The organism is Paenibacillus sp. AD87, assembly GCF_001659845.1.
Classification (GTDB): Bacteria; Bacillota; Bacilli; order Paenibacillales; family Paenibacillaceae; genus Paenibacillus; species Paenibacillus marchantiae.
This window is the reverse complement of the sequence record NZ_LXQN01000019.1, coordinates 296810-313545: the sequence shown is the minus strand read 5'-3', so window position 1 is coordinate 313545 and position 16736 is coordinate 296810. Positions and strand designations below refer to the sequence as shown.

19 protein-coding genes are annotated in these 16736 nt (G+C 45.6%); 7 read left to right on the top strand and 12 right to left on the bottom strand.

Translation table 11 applies throughout. The annotated features are described in order from the left end of the window. Positions 1-238 precede the first annotated feature (238 nt). Positions 239-982: an SDR family oxidoreductase gene (locus tag gpAD87_RS25155; protein ID WP_064641605.1), complete on the bottom strand. Its 744-nt coding sequence runs from the start codon at positions 980-982 to the stop codon at positions 239-241. A 237-nt stretch (positions 983-1219) separates the two neighbouring features. Here gpAD87_RS25155 and gpAD87_RS25150 point away from each other — a divergent pair, with 237 nt between their 5' ends. Then, positions 1220-1612, top strand: coding sequence for a winged helix-turn-helix transcriptional regulator (locus tag gpAD87_RS25150; protein WP_082935339.1), 393 nt, complete (start codon positions 1220-1222; stop codon positions 1610-1612). 91 nt (positions 1613-1703) lie between these two features. Here the strand turns inward: gpAD87_RS25150 and gpAD87_RS25145 are convergent, their stop codons facing one another. Both gpAD87_RS25145 and gpAD87_RS25140 read right to left on the bottom strand, forming a co-directional pair. Next, positions 1704-2852 carry a glycerate kinase gene (locus tag gpAD87_RS25145; protein WP_064641604.1) on the bottom strand — a complete coding sequence of 383 codons (1149 nt, stop codon included), beginning with the start codon at positions 2850-2852 and terminating at the stop codon, positions 1704-1706. A gap of 182 nt (positions 2853-3034) precedes the next feature. Next, positions 3035-3469 (bottom strand): Lrp/AsnC family transcriptional regulator, encoded by a 435-nt coding sequence (locus gpAD87_RS25140; RefSeq protein WP_064641603.1) that lies wholly within the window; start codon positions 3467-3469, stop codon positions 3035-3037. A 161-nt stretch (positions 3470-3630) separates the two neighbouring features. Here gpAD87_RS25140 and gpAD87_RS25135 point away from each other — a divergent pair, with 161 nt between their 5' ends. After that, complete coding sequence (locus tag gpAD87_RS25135; protein WP_064641602.1) at positions 3631-4092, top strand: VOC family protein; 462 nt, start codon at positions 3631-3633, stop codon at positions 4090-4092. A gap of 116 nt (positions 4093-4208) precedes the next feature. On the opposite strand, the gene gpAD87_RS25130 is transcribed toward gpAD87_RS25135, so the two are convergent. After that, positions 4209-4763 (bottom strand): hypothetical protein, encoded by a 555-nt coding sequence (locus gpAD87_RS25130; RefSeq protein ID WP_064641601.1) that lies wholly within the window; start codon positions 4761-4763, stop codon positions 4209-4211. 96 nt (positions 4764-4859) lie between these two features. Between gpAD87_RS25130 and gpAD87_RS25125 the strand changes: the two genes are divergently transcribed. Beyond that, entirely contained in the window at positions 4860-5777 is a 918-nt protein-coding gene (locus gpAD87_RS25125) for a phosphatidate cytidylyltransferase (protein ID WP_064641600.1), read from the top strand. Between the two features lie 201 nt (positions 5778-5978). On the opposite strand, the gene gpAD87_RS25120 is transcribed toward gpAD87_RS25125, so the two are convergent. Continuing rightward, complete coding sequence (locus tag gpAD87_RS25120; RefSeq protein WP_064641599.1) at positions 5979-6557, bottom strand: hypothetical protein; 579 nt, start codon at positions 6555-6557, stop codon at positions 5979-5981. 232 nt (positions 6558-6789) lie between these two features. Here gpAD87_RS25120 and gpAD87_RS25115 point away from each other — a divergent pair, with 232 nt between their 5' ends. The 4 genes from gpAD87_RS25115 (at position 6790) to gpAD87_RS25100 (ending at position 10368) form a co-directional block, all read left to right on the top strand. Then, positions 6790-7665 (top strand): DMT family transporter, encoded by an 876-nt coding sequence (locus tag gpAD87_RS25115; protein ID WP_064641598.1) that lies wholly within the window; start codon positions 6790-6792, stop codon positions 7663-7665. A 93-nt stretch (positions 7666-7758) separates the two neighbouring features. Beyond that, positions 7759-8805, top strand: a complete 1047-nt coding sequence (locus gpAD87_RS25110) for a bifunctional transcriptional activator/DNA repair enzyme AdaA (protein ID WP_064641597.1) — start codon at positions 7759-7761, stop codon at positions 8803-8805. 72 nt (positions 8806-8877) lie between these two features. Continuing rightward, on the top strand, positions 8878-9651 hold the full coding sequence (locus tag gpAD87_RS25105) for an isocitrate lyase/PEP mutase family protein (protein WP_064641596.1): 774 nt from the start codon (positions 8878-8880) through the stop codon (positions 9649-9651). A gap of 195 nt (positions 9652-9846) precedes the next feature. After that, positions 9847-10368, top strand: a complete 522-nt coding sequence (locus gpAD87_RS25100) for a hypothetical protein (RefSeq protein WP_064641595.1) — start codon at positions 9847-9849, stop codon at positions 10366-10368. A gap of 54 nt (positions 10369-10422) precedes the next feature. Here gpAD87_RS25100 and gpAD87_RS25095 read toward each other — a convergent pair whose 3' ends face one another. From gpAD87_RS25095 to gpAD87_RS25070, 7 genes are all read right to left on the bottom strand, one after another. Further along, on the bottom strand, positions 10423-11121 hold the full coding sequence (locus tag gpAD87_RS25095; RefSeq protein WP_064641594.1) for a hypothetical protein: 699 nt from the start codon (positions 11119-11121) through the stop codon (positions 10423-10425). Next, positions 11118-11999: an ATP-binding cassette domain-containing protein gene (locus gpAD87_RS25090; RefSeq protein WP_064641593.1), complete on the bottom strand. Its 882-nt coding sequence runs from the start codon at positions 11997-11999 to the stop codon at positions 11118-11120. The genes gpAD87_RS25095 and gpAD87_RS25090 overlap by 4 nt, the downstream gene beginning before the upstream one ends. Next, complete coding sequence (locus gpAD87_RS25085; RefSeq protein ID WP_064642001.1) at positions 11996-12376, bottom strand: GntR family transcriptional regulator; 381 nt, start codon at positions 12374-12376, stop codon at positions 11996-11998. Before gpAD87_RS25085 ends, gpAD87_RS25090 begins: the two co-directional genes overlap by 4 nt. Before the next feature lie 98 nt (positions 12377-12474). Then, positions 12475-12645, bottom strand: a complete 171-nt coding sequence (locus gpAD87_RS31605) for an aspartyl-phosphate phosphatase Spo0E family protein (protein ID WP_082935338.1) — start codon at positions 12643-12645, stop codon at positions 12475-12477. Positions 12646-12886: 241 nt separating this feature from the next. Beyond that, a complete protein-coding gene (locus gpAD87_RS25080; protein ID WP_063565846.1) occupies positions 12887-14269 on the bottom strand; it encodes a hypothetical protein in 1383 nt (460 codons plus the stop codon). Between the two features lie 274 nt (positions 14270-14543). Continuing rightward, positions 14544-15461: an aldo/keto reductase gene (locus gpAD87_RS25075; RefSeq protein WP_063565845.1), complete on the bottom strand. Its 918-nt coding sequence runs from the start codon at positions 15459-15461 to the stop codon at positions 14544-14546. Between the two features lie 174 nt (positions 15462-15635). Further along, positions 15636-16526, bottom strand: coding sequence for a diacylglycerol/lipid kinase family protein (locus tag gpAD87_RS25070; RefSeq protein ID WP_064641592.1), 891 nt, complete (start codon positions 16524-16526; stop codon positions 15636-15638). Between the last annotated feature and the right edge of the window lie 210 nt (positions 16527-16736).

Sequence of the window (16736 nt, the reverse complement as noted above, 5' to 3'; positions counted from 1 at the left end):
AATCTAGGTCTAGTGTAGTACGCAACTCTGAACGGATTCTGAACATTCACTCCAATAAACGGAAAAAAATCCGGCCTGTAGGTGAAAAACAGTCCGGATTTCAAATATTTTTCGTCATTATTCATCATGTTTACTTCTTCATTTAATTATAGAGTCCTATATTCTATAAAAATTAAGATTCTTGTCACGTCGTCCCTATACTCCTCCACGCTCCCTGTATAACAAACAGGTAGACGCATCAAATCATCGTATATCCGCCATCCACAAACAATGTGCTTCCTGTCGTAAATGTATTCGTCATAAGGTAAGTAACCGTATGTGCAATCTCCCCATTGTAGCCCACACGCTTGAGCACAGACAGCCTCTCATAGTCTTTAAAATGTTCACCGCGAGGTGTACCCTCCTGCCCCTCTCGCCAGATGGTTCCGGGGGACACGACATTCACGCGAACAGGCGCGAGCTCCACTGCAAGTGCTTTGCCCAGACTTTCAATCGCTCCGTTACACGCAGCGTAAGAGGCCCCGCCCTCCAGTGGGCGTTGGCTGAAGCCGCCCGACATTAACGTGATCGAACCCGAAGCTGATAGATACGAAGCTGCGTATTTGGCAGCAAAATATTGAGGCCAGAACTTGCCCTTGAAACAGCTTTCGGCCGTCTCTCGATCTGAAGTTAACGGACCACGGGTGTATGCAGCTCCAGGGGTGAACAGGTGATCGAATGCACCAACCTGATTGAAAAATTGTTCGATTTGCTTTTCATCCTGATTGTCCAATACGTACACTTCGATGGACACCGTGCCAGTCTTGCCTTTGCCTGCGACACGAGCAATCTGCTCCCTCGCTTCCTCTAATCTGGTCTCCGATCGTCCCGCGATAACTACATGTGCACCAGCCTCAGCAGCCTGGATTGCCGTTGCAAGTCCAATTCCAGAGCTTCCTCCTATAATCACGACACGTTTATTCTCCAATGTAAATGAACTCATTCTGCATCTTCCCCTCGTAGCGCCAGAACTTTCGTTGTACCAGCGTTTTGTTCATTATTATCGAAAAGATTAGCCCTGAACAGTACGCAATTGGATCGTACCAGGTACGAAAATTCGTACTATTGGAACCAGATGACACAGTTATTCCTGCCCAATTCACATAGACAAAACAAGCAGAACGCGAAAAAATCAGGTATGATGAAGTTACATATAGTTGTTTAAATTGAGGTGAATACTATGGATTTACAGGAGCCACGCTTACAAGGTGTACTCGTTACGTTGGAAGCCATTAATGGAAAATGGAAACCGCTCATCCTGTTTATTTTATTGAAGGAAGGCACGAAACGATTTGGTGAACTAAGACGCATGATTCCCGATGTAGCACAGGGCACGTTAACGAAACAGCTGCGGGAGCTGGAACAGGATCAGATTATTGTGCGCACTCTCTATGGCGATGTTCCACCGAAGGTCGAGTACAGTCTGTCCGAACACGGGCAGACGATTGGTACGCTGTTGGATGGCATGTGCGGCTGGGGCAAGGCTCATCTGGAGTATTTGAACGGAACCAAACATATGATTACTGCGGAGAAATTAGTCGAGGAATCCCATAACGAAGCGAAATCTGAATAAAAACTCATGCCTTCATCTCTGTTAGCAGACGAGATGCCAGTATTGCCATCTGTTATGAACAGGCTACCCCACATAACCGAGCCACAGAATGTTAAGAAATCAGACCCAATTTTAGCACTCTCGCAATATTCTCGGTTGTACGTTCCACATTCTCTGGGCCTTCGCGCAGAAGTTGTTCCAGATCAGCCGCCCCCGGCACAATACCGAACACCGCGTCAATTCCTTCAGTGTACAACGTATCTATCCCTTCACCAACGTAACCTGCAATGGCGATAACTGGCTTGCCCGCTTCCTTTGCAGCACGCGCTACACCGTAAGGTGTCTTGCCAAATTTCGTTTGAAAATCAATGCCGCCTTCGCCCGTAAGCACCACATCCGCATGTACCAGCTTGTCACGCAATCCAGTGTATTCAATGACAATTTCAATGCCTTTGCGCAACACAGCCTGTGTAAAAATCAAAAGCCCTGCGCCCAAACCACCTGCCGCACCAGCACCCGGCACATCACGTATATCCTTGTGCAGCTGCTGCTTCACCACATCTGCATAATGGGAAAGATTCGCATCCAGCGCCCGTACCATCTCTGGTGTAGCCCCCTTCTGCGGCCCAAACACCCGTGAGGCGCCATGCTCCCCGCATAACGGATTCGTTACGTCGCAGGCGACAATGAACTCCACATCCTGCAATCGTTCATCCAGCCCAGTCACATCGATATGTGCCAACTGATCAAGTGCCCCACCTCCACGTGCAAGTGGATGCCCGTGTGCATCCAGAAAAGTTACGCCAAGCGCCTCGGCCATGCCTGTACCCCCATCGTTGGTCGCACTTCCACCAATTCCGATAATGATTTTGCGAATACCCTGATCCAGACACGCCCGAATCAGCTCTCCCGTGCCATAGGTTGACGTGCGAAGCGGGTTCCGGCTTTCCATGGTCACCAGATGAATGCCGCTCGCCGATGCCATCTCAATCGCCGCCGTTAACCCATCGCCCATAATGCCATATTGCGCTAATACAGGCTGTTCCAGTGGCCCGCTCACCTCTCTCTGGTAAATTACGCCGCCAGAAGCATCCACCAGCGACTGCACGGTGCCTTCGCCTCCGTCAGCCATCGGTACATGAATATAGTTCGCGGCTGGGTAGATTTTACGCAATCCTTTTTCCATCGCCACACATACTTCTTTCGCTGTCATGCTTTCTTTAAATGAATCCGGTGCCAGTACAAATGTCGTCTCTCTCATCTTCTCACACCCCATCCGTGTTATTAAAGGATAAACCCTACTTGTTGAACACGCTTTCATTATAGTTGCTGGTGAGCCAAATAAATATTGATGAACAGACGAAATTCATTGTGCATGTGCACAATGAATAATGGCAGGACCGAATATCCTACCACCCATACACTAACGTGCTTCGCTGCTACTTAGAGCAGCACACGGTGTTCCATTATATTTTTCATACTGATATGGGATTTGGATGGCCCAAGCTTCACAAGCGAGTCTTGGAACTCAGCAAGCTCTTCAATGGTTGCCGTCTGTACCTTGATCAGATAGTTGTACTCACCGCTAATCCGATATAAATCCGTAACCTCAACAGCCTGTTCACAGAAGTGAACGAATTCCTCACAATGCTCTGTTTTGAGTAAAATAAACGTCGTTGTCCCACGATTTAGTTTGGCCAGATCATAGATGGTTGAATATCCCGATATGACCCCATTTTCCTCCAGTTTGAGAATTCTCTCCTTGACCGAAGGCTGGGACATGTTCACCTCTTTGCTAATCTGTACAATTGGCATGCGAGCATGGTGCTGTAGCAAGCGCATGATCTGCTGGTCGATCTCATCTATAACATAACCCATTTGTAGACCCTCCCGAGAATCAGGCTAATTTAATAAGTTTTTTGGGATAAAAGAGCTTATAAACTGCAACTCTCACCCCATTATATCCTTTGATATCGCATGGTTCCAATGCAGCGTTCCCTTTATACTTTAGAAAACAATCTGAAGAAGGAGTGATGAGCATGAGTGTAAACGGACTTGCTCACGTTGCCATTCAAGCACGTAATTATGAGGATACCCTCTCATTCTATACGAATGTTTTAGGATTTAAAGTTGGTCACTCCTGGAGTCTGCCCGCCTTCCAAATTACCGAGGCGTGCATGCTGATCTCACCGGATCAACGGACCTGCATTGAACTGTTTGACCCCGGAGCCGTAATCGCGGCCGAAGGTGAACCAGCAGAGTCTCCCGAAGCAGTAAAACATGGGGCATTACTGCATTTCGCCTTTTACGTAGACCATGTGGAAGAGATCTACGAGCGAGCGCTTGCTCATGGTGCAAAACCATATATTCAACCCGATTGGATCTCACTTGGTGAGCCCCCACTTCAAGTTCGAAATGCGGTTGTGCATAGTCCAAATGGTGAAGTGATCGAATTCCTCGAAGAGGTTGATTTTGACCGTTCCTCTACATCATCTATCTAGCGTTACACAAACCGAACAGCCTGTTGCGCGGAAATTCGTGGCGGCAGGCTGTTTTATAATATGTTTTTTGAGCGATAGGACAGCGAGCGTATGGGCATAAGACATACTCCTTGCCCTCATTCCCCCTCTTCAATACCCGGCTTATACTCCTTTAACTTCCCTTCATACACCAGCTGCAGTTGTTCACTTTGGCGAAAATCATCCGGGGTCACCAGCGCAGGCAGCTTGTTCCACAGCTTGATGCCTGAACGCTGCAGAATCTCGGCAACAAATTGCGAGCAAAAGTAGGAGTTGCTAAACTCTACTGGCTCCTTCAACGTAATACCAATCACACCAAGCAGATTGTACATATATTTCTGACGGCTGCGGATGAAGATATGCAGCACCCGTTTCATTTTTTCCACTTCACGCTCCGTCACCTGAAGCTCATAAATCACACATGTGGTATTTGGATATTTACTGTATGTACCTGTCTGAATATCTTCCTTCACAAACCCGCCGTTCAGCGGATTGCTGGGATGCTTGCGACCAAAGCTGTACAGCTCGGATAATTCCCGGTCAAATGAGATGGAGGCATGATTGTATGGCGCTCTGGTGTAACTTTGAATGACTTTGGTAAACAACGTTCCCGTATTCGTAAGCAGGATATAGATGGAGCGTGGTTCTGTCATAACGAAATTTCCCCTTATCAAGTTGGCACTATTCCTTCATAATAACATAGGTACCCTATATTGGAATCTTACTTCTGGATAAGCAGGTGATTGTACTTGAGCAGTTCACTCTTTACCTTAACACTGATTTTTATTGCTTTATTGGTCATACATATCGTGTACAAAATCATTACGAAGCTTCAGCCGGATAAGGATTATTCGGGCATTGGCAACAAAATCAAAACCTGGTGGGGCATGTTTGTCATCTTCTGTCTCGCCACCCTCTTCAATCCGATTGTCTCCCTGATCTCCCTTATGGTACTCACCTTTTTCGCGCTGAAAGAGTACTTCTCCATGATCCGCAGCACCCGCAAAGCTGATCGTAGGTTGTTTCTATGGGCGTATCTGGCGATTCCGGTACAGTTCTACTGGATCTATATTGGATGGTATGGGATGTTTATCGTGTTTATTCCGCTATATGTCTTCCTGGTGTTACCTCTGCCACGTCTAATTAATAAGGGCACGGTTGGTTTCCTGCGCAGTGTCAGCTCGACGCAATGGGGATTGATGCTGATGGTATTTGGACTTAGTCATCTGGCCTACTTCCCGTTCGCAACACCGGAATATGGCTCAAAGTTGGTCTTGTTCCTGGTCGTATTAACCCAGCTGAATGATGTGGTGCATTATCTGGCCTCGCTCTATCTGGGCAAACGCAAAGTGGTGCCCACGGCCAATCCTTTTTTGACATGGGAAGGGTTCGCCTGTGCATTCGTTATAACCACCACCGCCTCTTATTTCATTCACCCTTACCTGACTCCGTTTGATGCACGTTTCGCGCTTTTCATCGGTGTGTTAATCGCTCTGGCTGGGTTCTTCGGAAGTCTGACGGTTTCTGTTCTGAAGCGGGATTTGTTAATCGGGGATGACAATAAGTTCGATGCGCTGAAAAAAAGCTACCTGAGCCGGGTCGACAGCCTGACGTACACCTCTCCGGTCATGTTCCACGTGGTGCGTTATTTCTTCGACTTCATGTAGACGGAGTATCCGTTACAGATACGAGATGCCGAAACACTCAGTCGATAGAACAAAGTGTAAGCTTGCAGATCAATAAAAAGCAGCCTTTACGGCTGCTTTTACTCATTTATGGGAGAAATGAAGGCGCACGTACAGTGTGTCTGTTTCATTTTCCATTTTTGAATTAACAGAAAGCACCACACACGGTTATGATCTGCCCGATTATTTTAATTTAATTTCCTTCTCCGAGGTCACTTCTTTCCCCTCTTCATTGGTGAACACAAACGTCGCTTTGCCGCGTTCACCCTTCATCTCATCCGAATAAATAAATCCGGAGAATTGCCCGTCACCACTGATATAAAACCCTTCTTTTCCATTCGCGCCATGCTCGATTGCTTCCTTATAGGAGTTCACAATCGTTACCGTGTTGGACGTCCAGCGCATCTCGGATAAAGCGTAGCCTTCAGGAATTTGTTTTATCGCAAAATCAAAGCTATTGCCTTCGGACGGCTTATCCGTCTGGTCAATGACGATCATGACCTGTTCTTCCGCATCAGCGGAGGATTCCGATTGGGCCGTAGGCTTGCCTTCATTAACACTTTCGTTCGCCTGATTATTGTTATTCTTCGCCTCCATATTGGGAACGGAACTATTCCCCGCTTCCTCTATGGGCTGCTTCGATTGTGGATAGGCGTGTTCCTGTACGGATTCGTTATTGTTTTTTGCCCCACATGCGCTGGTCAACAGCAGAATACATAGAACAGACACCCAGAGAATAGATTTATTTTTATTAAGATTCATATTGGTACTCCCTCCATTTATCTAAAGTAACAAACCTTATGCATTCATCCAAAGAGAACTTTCCAATCAGCACCTTCTATAGTAATTACTACACCATATCGTCTCACATTAAGCTCCATATTATGTAAATGAGCACTAAATTCAATTCGTTATTACACTTCGATGAACCCTGAAGTGTTGGCGTGTTACCCTGAAAGGGTCAAAAAAACATGCTATTTGAGGGGGAAAAAGGTTGAATCGCTTTGCTTTTATGATGCTCGTTATACTCGCCACTTCGCTTATGGGTTCATCCTTTGCTGTGGGCAAAATCGGATTGACTTATGTCTCACCCATTCTGCTGGTCGGCATTCGATTTACGCTCGCTGGAGGACTAATGGCGCTCTGGGTGCGAAATAAAAATCTTCCCGTGACCGCGCCTGACTGGCTCCGGTTATTCGTCATCGGTCTGTTCCAGACGACGGGTGTGATGGCCTGCATTTTCCTGAGCATGCGTACTATTCCTTCCGGGCAGACATCCATTCTCACATTTACAAATCCGCTATTGGTAGTTCTTCTCGGGAGTGTATTTCTTGGTCTGAGATATCGGGCATACCAATGGTTTGGGGTGCTCATCGGTATAACGGGGGTGTTCATCACGCTTGGATTCCATCTTCAACTCTCGGGGGGAACGTTACTGGGTGTGGGTTCTGCCTTGTCCTGGGCGATCGCTACCCTCTTGGTCAAACAATGGGGCTCACACTTCAGCACATGGGTGCTAACGGCATATCAGATGTTATTCGGCGGAATAACGCTGTTATTGCTCAGTTTTACCATGGAATCAACAAAACTCATCCTGAACACCACGTCCATAGGGGTGACTCTATATCTGGCGATCCTCGGTTCCATTGTGCAGTTCGCTACGTGGTATTACCTGTTAAGCAAGGGCGATCCGGGCAAGACAAGTGCGTTTCTGTTTCTTGCTCCATTTTTCGGGGTCTTATCCGGCTGGCTGCTTCTGGGCGAAGTCATTCGGAATTACGTCTATATGGGCGGGCTATGCATATTCCTGGGGATCTTTCTGGTAAACTGGACTGGACGAGCAAATAATAAGGACGTATTGATAAAATAAAATATTCGTGCCTGATTTTCGGCGATGCCCTGCGCATCGTTTTTTTATAATATCAATAAGGATAAACTCTACTGATATAAGGACGTGCGCCCAATGATTTCTGCTGAACTGAAAGAACAATACTATCAGGCTCTGGTTGCCAAGGATTCGGAATACGAAGGTTTATTCTATGTAGGCGTCAAGACGACGGGTGTATTCTGCCGGCCTACATGCCCCGCGCGAAAACCAAAATTCGAAAACTGTGAATTCTATGAGACGGCGCAGCAGGCATTGCTTGCTTCGTATCGTCCTTGCCAGCGCTGCCGCCCGTTGTCTCATCCCAATCAGGTATCTGATGTGGTACGCGTATTGGTGGAAGCCGTGGAGATCCATCCGGAGAAACGCTGGAAAGGCCAGGATTTCAAGGCATTATCCATCGACGAATCCACCGCCAGACGTCAGTTCAAGAAGCGATTTGGCATGACCTTTGTCGAGTATGCCCGTGCCCGTCGCATGGGACTGGCTCTGAAAAATATTCGCTCCGGTCGCACGGTCATTGATGCCCAGCTGTCCACCGGCTACGAGTCTGGCAGCGGGTTCCGGGATGCCTTCTCGCGAATCATGGGCGCAGCGCCTACACAAGTAGATGAAGAACATGTATTGAAGGCGTCCTGGATCGACACACGTCTTGGACCCATGATGGCTGTAGCCGATGAGAAAGCATTATATCTGCTCGAATTCGTGGATCGAAGAGGTCTGGAGCGCGAGGTGGAACGATTGCGCAAACGAACGAAGTCAGCCATTGTACCTGGAGTAACAGATCCGATTCGTTCCATTGAACGGGAACTTGCACAGTATTTTGAAGGCACGCTAGCTGTATTCCATACCCCGTTGTTCTGGTTAGGAACACCATTCCAGAAGAGTGTATGGGAGCAATTGATTGCGATCCCGCCGGGGGAGACGAGGTCATATCAAGATATCGCGAATGCACTGGGTAAACCCACAGCATGTCGAGCGGTAGCACAGGCCAACGGAGCTAATCAGCTAGCTATTGTTATTCCTTGTCACCGTGTGATCAATGCTAGTGGTGAACTGGGTGGATACGGAGGAGGCCTGACACGCAAAAACTGGCTTTTAACTCACGAGAAGCAGGATAGCTGAGTACTCAATAGATAAGAAAAGAACGGCAAGTGATATGAAGGATACAGCTATGTAACGGAGGAGATAAGTCTTATGAGTACCCTACAAGAAAAAGCGATGATGTTCCACCAATCCCATACCAAAGGCAATCCATTGGTTCTGGTCAATGTCTGGGATGCCGGGAGTGCACTCGCCATCCAATCTGCTGGAGCAGCAGCAATCGCTACTGGAAGCTGGTCTGTAGCTGCTGCCCACGGTGAACAAGATGGAGAAGCGATGCCATTCCAGCTGGTACTGGACAATCTGGCCCGGATTACAGCGAGCGTGGATTTGCCTGTTACGATCGATATTGAGGGAGGGTATGGCAGGTTGGCGTCAGAAGTGAAGGGAAATGTGAGCCAAGTGATCCATCACGGTGCGGTAGGAATTAATATTGAGGATCAGCTCCCCTCTGGCGCGGGACTGTACGCTGTGGAGGAGCAATGTCTGAGACTGTCGGCTGCCCAGGAAGCTGCGGAGCAGGCAGGCATTCCGCTGTTCATTAACGCCCGCACAGATATCTTTTTGCAAAATGCACCTGAACGACACAATCACGCTCTCCTGGAAGAAGCACTTATTCGCTCCAAGGCATATGCAGAAGAAGGCGCCAGTGGTCTGTTCGTTCCGGGCTTACAGAAACAACAACTGATTCAGGAATTGTGTGAACGTTCGTCGCTTCCGGTCAACGTGATGGTTACATCCCATGAACCTTCACCGAAACAACTTGCCGGGCTGGGTGTGGCACGCGTAAGTTATGGACCTTATCCTTATCTGCAAGCGATGGAACACCTGAAAGAACTGGGGCAAAGTATTCTATCTGAAAATTAACAGAAAGGCGCGCTTCTCATTTTCCACTAGAAGGAAGCGCACTTTTCCACGATATTCATTTAATGCTACTATTACAAGCGATCATCTATGATGTGAATCCTCAAACAGGTGCTATACTGCGCCTGTTTTTTGATGCTTATCTTTTCACCTATGTATGTTATAATCACCACTACCCAACACTAACAGGAGGAAAATATGCTTAACGTTGAACAAAAGCTTGAAGTGCTACAATCGTATCCCCAACTGCAACGCAAAGATGTTTCTCTCGGCCGTGTTAATTTCCACTACGAAGAAAGTGCGTACGAGAAAAAGATTGTTGCTCTCCATATTCATCCTAACGGTAACGGTTATATCTATGCAGGGCTGCTGCCCAACTATGAGACCGATAATAAAGGATTCGTCAATATTCGTGATTACTCCGAAGCAGATCTACGCACGCTGTTAGATGAGACAATCAAAGCGATGTCAACCAATCCCAACGCAGTAGAATTAGAAGTGCCAGAGCCAGAACAAGAAAAAGCTGCTCCTACATTGGCTACAACCTCTACTGCTGGCGGAACATGGATCGATGAAGATGGACATACACTTACTTTAAAATATGAAGATGACATGTGGTATGTGTATTCCGGTGTTAATCTGGATATGGCTTTCGAATCTCGTAGCGAAGCAGGCGAGTATCTCAAAGAAGAAGGATTCAAACCACAAGCTCAAGCTTAACTCATACAAAAAACACGAGGCGTGTATGTACGCACTCGTGTTTTTCTGATCTTATCAGTCTTTTCTGCCTTTCATTGTAAGCGGTGCATTCTTCATCATGGGGTACGTGCTCAGAAGCAAAGCACCTCCAATGACTCCCAGAGCGGTGAACAATGTCATGCGATTGACTCCCGCAATCCACAACATAAACTCACTAAGATCGGTCAAAGTAAATACCAGCGTGACGATTAAGCTAAATCCAAAGAACAGACTGAAAAAATTGCGCATCCCCAATCTGATCCAACAGACGGTTGAAAAGATGGACAGTCCCAGCACGAGAAAACCAATCATCAGATCGATCCACAAATAGGAGAAAAAATGATATTCGCTTGAGTACAGCATGCCTGGTTGATAAAAGGTTACGCGAAGTGTTCCATATTCAAGGAGAAGATGCGTAATAAAATAGATTATATTCAGGATGGTAATTGTGCCTATGACCATCCAAACCGAAATGATATAGAAGGATTTCATGAACTGAATGCGTGTACTCCCTATACCTATTGCAACCGGAAACAATGTAACGATTCCCGCAATCGCAAAAGCACAGATCCCTCCATACATTGGACCACAAAGTTGTGTAGTATAAGCAATATCGAAGATGAATCCAATGGCCAGATAGACTACAGTAAGCATAAGGGTGATGAAGGAGAAGATCATCAAATACCAGCGCATATCATCCAGAATCAGCCGATTCGTACCTTTCACTGAGTTCATCGCTTAATCCCCTCCTGATTACGCGTCCTGTTAACCAAATAATCCTGTAATGTCGCCTTCTCAATGGAAAGCCCCTGCGTATGAGCGATGTCTTTCCACGTTTTAGAATATGGCTCATCAATCATCACTTTCAAGGTCGATCCCATCTGGGAAGATTCTATGACCTTCACGTCTGCGGTGACTCGATTGATATCTTCTATTCTCCCTGTTAGAAGAACTCCTTTTTCGCGCATCTCTTCCATCGACTGATTAAACAACACTTCCCCTGCTTGCAGAACGATAAGGGACTCACATAAAGGCTGAATTTCCTCAATATGATGGCTTGATATTAGAATTAGACGCGGGTTATCTTCATAAGTCTCCAGTAAAGCATTGTAGAAATATTTACGTTTCTCAGCATCAAGTCCATTGGTGGGCTCATCAAGAATCGTTACCCTTGCGTTACTGGCAAGACCCAATATCATCTGAGCGGCGGTCTTCATGCCTTTTGAGAATTTGACGATCTTCTTCTTCTCTGGTAATTCGAAGATGTCGATTAGTTGCTCGGCAAGAGCCTGATTCCACTGAGGATGGAAGTATTGACCGAATCGAACCATGTCCTTGATCGTCCAATTTCTACCCAGAGGATGGTTCTCCTGGATATAACACAGGTTCTCCTGCGCAGCCAAGTTATTGTATGGATCCTGGCCCATCACTTGAATGGTTCCAGCATCAGGTCGGTTATGGCCTGCGAGTAGACTCATCAGGGTTGTTTTGCCGGCACCGTTTCTTCCCCACATTGCACTGATGATCGGCTCATTTTCATGCAAAGTAACGTTGTTCAGAACCGGCGTTTTTGTTTTCTGATAGCTGTAGTTCATCTGCTCGATATGAATCATAACTCACTCTCCTTATCCTTCTTGCCGCGAATCAAATCAATAATCATATCCTCATTCATGTGAATCCGTCTGGCCTCTTCAAGTAAAGGTTTAATATATTCCTCGTAGAAATGCTGTTTTCGCTCAACAAGCAACGCTTCCCTGGCTCCCTTCGCAACAAACATTCCAACACCCCGCTGTTTGTAAATGATACCTTTGTCCACGAGCGTTTGAAGCCCTTTGCGTGCCGTGGCTGGATTAATATTGTAAAAGCGAGAGAGCTCATTGGTAGACGGAACCTGTTCCTCTACCTTCAATCTGCCGTCTACAATGTCATCCATAATCATCATGGATATCTGATGAAAAATGGGCTGAGATTCATCCAAATTCGATTTCATGCGATTCCAACTTTCATTCATCGTTAATTAGTTAGTCGGTTAGTTACTCATGTGACTAACTATAGTATACGGAAACCAATATGTAAATAGGCGAACCACTAATTAATCAAATTTTTCATTTTGGCTCGATTGTATTGATTAATAAGACCGTCCAGAACTACAGATTGCTGGATGACTTCAGGATGAAGCAGACTACCGTATTCCGACTGTAAGCGGTGAAGCTGTTGTCTGGCTTCTTCGATCTGTGACATTAACTTCAAGCAATCCATAGTACCCCTCCTTTTTGTCATATTTTAGTTTATTATGCCAATCGATAGGCCGCAAGGGGTACGACATACTTATTCTTCCACCAGACGCAAAAAAAGACGCCTCTGAATGAATATTCAGAAGCGTCCCTTGGCTTAGGCTTATGTCCCTAAACCATGGTCATTAGTTCGGTAAATTGAAGGGTTCGGAACTTCCTCAGTGGGGACAGGTCCAATAACAGGAGCAACGATGTTCACCACTATACTACATGTAACTATCAGCAAAGCCAGCTTTCTCTTCATTGAGTTTCTGCACCTCACTAATCAAAATTTTGTACTGCTGTATAGCTGTGTCAGACGCATAATCCCTATATTGCTCAAATAGCCCGACACCTCTAAGCATACCTCGTCCGTCACTAATTTCAAGTGAAAACCTCAAACTATCAAGAACAAAATCTATTCCCTTGGCAAATTCATCTTTTTTAAGGTAATAGGTTCCCAATCCTGCCAACAGACGAACATAGCGATCATCCGTTACCTGTTTGCTAACTTTCCCAATTCGATTACTTTGTTCTTGATAAGTGAAGTAGGATTCGTATTCCTTTAGTACATAGTCAATATTCATATCATAGCGATTTGCAGCTGTTACAATGTCACACAGTGCAGGGAAAATCTCATTTTCTTTCGTTGAGATGTAATCGAGATAGTCAGGCAATATCTCAAACTGTCCAGCCATTAATTGATATATATAGCGATTTCCTTCAGCCCATTCCTGGAATTGATTAATGACAACCAGCTCATCCGAATCAGGCTTTTTTACCCAACTGTAGTCCGTATATAAAGAAACATATTTCAGTGCAATTTCATAATTATTTAGATGGAAGTTAGCACTTCCAGATGCCAAATAGGCATACATAATATAAAAGATAATCGGTCGTTTCGTCTCTTCCTGTTTCCGTCTTCCATTCAACTCATAATGAATGGTCGCTTTTACTTTCAACTTTTCAGAGAGCTCCTGAACCTTGCTCCACCTGTGAAGAGATGCAAAGGCATTGATCAGTTCGTTAAGCGCATCCAGCTGGTAGCGTTCATCCAGCCGATCCACATAATACTCAAATTGAGCCGCAATGATTAGATTTCGTTGCTGATCATTGCTCAGCCCCAATCTGAATAGTCGATACTGACATAGTGCAAGCCGTTCAGAGTGTTGCATTTTCTCACTTTCGGCTATCGTTTCATATAGTAGAACGGCCGGTTTGAATTTACCAGCATGGTAGAATTCTTCAGCCAGATCAAATAACAAAGGAATATAAGATAGATTATCCATCATCAACCGGATAACATCTTCAATACAATTCAATTTATCCAATTCTGCACATCGATGAAGGAATGGTCCCAGTCTTCGCCAGTCAGGGGCAGCATGGACAAAACACTCATCTATATACAATTCATAGAAGTAACCTTCTTCAAGTCTCATAGCTGAAGTGATTCGATCCAGCTGCTGCATCGCAATCGGACGATTCTTATTCAAAATGTTGCTCAGCGTACCCGAGTTAATTCCTGACGTTTCCGAAAAAAGACTAATGGACATCTGCTCACGCTTCAGATAACTCTCTAAATGATCGCGTATCGTGGTTGTCGGCTCCAAACTAACACCACCCTCCAAAATAAAAAACCATAAACAGGATTAACGGTATGCAAAAGTAATTATATGTAATAATTAAGCAAGGGTCAATAAGATAAATTCAACTAATTTGTATTAATTACAAAATAATCCTTTTGTTAAAATAGAGGCCCTACCCTTATTTTATACCGGGAACGAATAAGCATCAAATAAAGGATAAAATAAAAACACGAGCGCTATATACGCTCGTGTTTTACATGCAATACAGCAGATCATTCTGCTATGTATTGATTTGGGTTTAAGGCAGCACATTGCCAGCTGCACGATAGATTTCGTACCACTCTTGGCGTGTAAGGTGAACATCGCCAGCTTTGATGCAATCCTGCAAACGCTGGATGTTCATTGTACCTGTCACGGGCTGCATTTGCGCCGGGTGACGCAGCAACCAAGCAATTGCGATGGTCGTGTTGCTCACTTCATATTTTGCAGCAATCTCGTCGATCTTCGCATTCAGTTCCGGGAACTTATCGCTGCCCAGGAATACGCCCTCGAAGAATCCGTATTGGAACGGGGACCATGGTTGAATCGTGATATCATGCAGGCGACAATAATCAAGAATACTGCCATCACGGTTAACCGCGGCATCGTTCTCCATATTTACGTTGATTCCACTGTCAATCATCGTGGTATTGGTAATACTCAACTGCAGCTGGTTGGCTACCAGTGGCTGTTTAACATATTTTTTCAACAGTTCGATCTGGTTCGGATTCTGGTTGGATACCCCGAAGTGACGCACTTTGCCTTCGCGTTCCAGCTGGTCAAAGGCTTCAGCCACTTCTTCCGGTTCAACCAAGGTGTCCGGACGATGCAGCAACAAAACGTCCAGGTAATCGGTTTTCAAGCGTTGCAGAATGCCATCCACCGAATTCAAGATGTGCTCTTTGGAGAAATCAAACATGCCTTTGCGGATACCGCATTTGGATTGAAGGATCATATTTTCACGAACCTGGGGATTCATCTGCACAGCCTCTGCAAAGATCTCTTCACACGCTCCGTTTCCATAAATATCAGCATGATCGAAGAAGTTCGCGCCTGCTTCCATGGCGGAATGAACAAAATGTTCAGCTTCTTTGCTGCTTAATGAATTAATTCGCATGCAGCCAACGGCTACAACCGGTATTTCGAGTGCGCTGCTGCCAAGTTTAATTGTTCTCAAGATGATTTCCCTCCATATTCGAATAGTATCGTACATTCATTCTCATGATCTTTGCCAACTAGTATATACTTGTCTTCCGTCTATGATTGTGACACAGAACTGCAATCGGTTTCAATGGAATTTTAGAATTCTTATATGGAATAATGGAGGTTTTTTTCAGCATCGTTCCTCCACCTATACTTCTTCCGGGACTATCACTTCAATATGCCGAGGCAATACACTGATTTGAATGGGCAGAGAAGGCCCTTCTTCCCCATCCACATTTGTGCGAATGGCTTCTGTAGAACGGACGTGAACTTCTTTTGCTGTAAAATAATCAACATCCTTATGGTTCTTCAGGTTGCCAAACAACAGGGACGTTCCGAGTGTTACCGTATTAAAGACATTCATGCTACGGATCACAAAACAATGAATTAACCCATCATCCACCGCTGCTTCTGGGGACAATTTCTCAAAACCTCCAACCGAATTGGTCAGTGCCGCGAGGAAAAGTGGAGACTCCCCTTCCCAAAACTGCCCGTCATACTCAATAGTTAGTGGCTTGGCCGGTGTATTCATCAGATCTTTCAATCCTTCTTTCAAATAAGCGAATGAACCCAGCTTCGACTTCTCTTCCGATGATACCGAAAACAACGCCTCTGCCAATGAACCCGCTGCCACCACGTTGGCAAACAGACGATCATTGATTTTACCAAGATCCACCTTATGGATCTGCTCCGAACGTAACTGCCGAATGGCTTCCTCCGGATCAAGCGAGATATTCAGCGCACGCGCAAAATCATTCACCGTACCCAGCGGCACCACACCCAGTCTGGGACGATGCTCCTGATCCATCATGCCGTTAATCGTCTCATGCAGCGTCCCATCTCCTCCGATGGAAATGACGAGATCACAGCCATCTTTGCAGGCACTCAGACAGTAGTTGGTCGCATCTCCCTCACCAGCCGTCTCATTGACCACCACTTCATACTGCTGTGATTCAAGAATTTCTTGTACCTGGGACACATATTGCTGAGCCTCTTCTTTACCCGACGATGGATTACTAATGATCATGGCTTGGCGCATACCTGCATCTTCTCCTCCAAATGGCATTCTTACTTCATCTATACCCTTTCTGCCATGGAGTTGAATAGCATCTGGGGAAGTTGTACAATTTTTTTTGAAAAAGATAGCTGGAAGAGTGCAGTATGGGGTTTGTATCATATAGAATAGAAGTAGATGTTCTACCTGTCATGAATTTCTTGTTCCTTTTGCCCTATGATGGGTTAATTACTA

What these genes read in the sequence shown, in the direction of transcription:
- gpAD87_RS25155 (WP_064641605.1), bottom strand. Translation starts at nt 982, where the DNA reads ATGAGTTCATTTACATTGGAGAATAAACGTGTCGTGATTATAGGAGGA.
- gpAD87_RS25150 (WP_082935339.1), top strand. Translation starts at nt 1,220, where the DNA reads ATGGATTTACAGGAGCCACGCTTACAAGGTGTACTCGTTACGTTGGAA.
- gpAD87_RS25145 (WP_064641604.1), bottom strand. Translation starts at nt 2,852, where the DNA reads ATGAGAGAGACGACATTTGTACTGGCACCGGATTCATTTAAAGAAAGC.
- gpAD87_RS25140 (WP_064641603.1), bottom strand. Translation starts at nt 3,469, where the DNA reads ATGGGTTATGTTATAGATGAGATCGACCAGCAGATCATGCGCTTGCTA.
- gpAD87_RS25135 (WP_064641602.1), top strand. Translation starts at nt 3,631, where the DNA reads ATGAGTGTAAACGGACTTGCTCACGTTGCCATTCAAGCACGTAATTAT.
- gpAD87_RS25130 (WP_064641601.1), bottom strand. Translation starts at nt 4,763, where the DNA reads ATGACAGAACCACGCTCCATCTATATCCTGCTTACGAATACGGGAACG.
- gpAD87_RS25120 (WP_064641599.1), bottom strand. Translation starts at nt 6,557, where the DNA reads ATGAATCTTAATAAAAATAAATCTATTCTCTGGGTGTCTGTTCTATGT.
- gpAD87_RS25110 (WP_064641597.1), top strand. Translation starts at nt 7,759, where the DNA reads ATGATTTCTGCTGAACTGAAAGAACAATACTATCAGGCTCTGGTTGCC.
- gpAD87_RS25105 (WP_064641596.1), top strand. Translation starts at nt 8,878, where the DNA reads ATGAGTACCCTACAAGAAAAAGCGATGATGTTCCACCAATCCCATACC.
- gpAD87_RS25100 (WP_064641595.1), top strand. Translation starts at nt 9,847, where the DNA reads ATGCTTAACGTTGAACAAAAGCTTGAAGTGCTACAATCGTATCCCCAA.
- gpAD87_RS25095 (WP_064641594.1), bottom strand. Translation starts at nt 11,121, where the DNA reads ATGAACTCAGTGAAAGGTACGAATCGGCTGATTCTGGATGATATGCGC.
- gpAD87_RS25090 (WP_064641593.1), bottom strand. Translation starts at nt 11,999, where the DNA reads ATGATTCATATCGAGCAGATGAACTACAGCTATCAGAAAACAAAAACG.
- gpAD87_RS25085 (WP_064642001.1), bottom strand. Translation starts at nt 12,376, where the DNA reads ATGAAATCGAATTTGGATGAATCTCAGCCCATTTTTCATCAGATATCC.
- gpAD87_RS31605 (WP_082935338.1), bottom strand. Translation starts at nt 12,645, where the DNA reads ATGGATTGCTTGAAGTTAATGTCACAGATCGAAGAAGCCAGACAACAG.
- gpAD87_RS25070 (WP_064641592.1), bottom strand. Translation starts at nt 16,526, where the DNA reads ATGCGCCAAGCCATGATCATTAGTAATCCATCGTCGGGTAAAGAAGAG.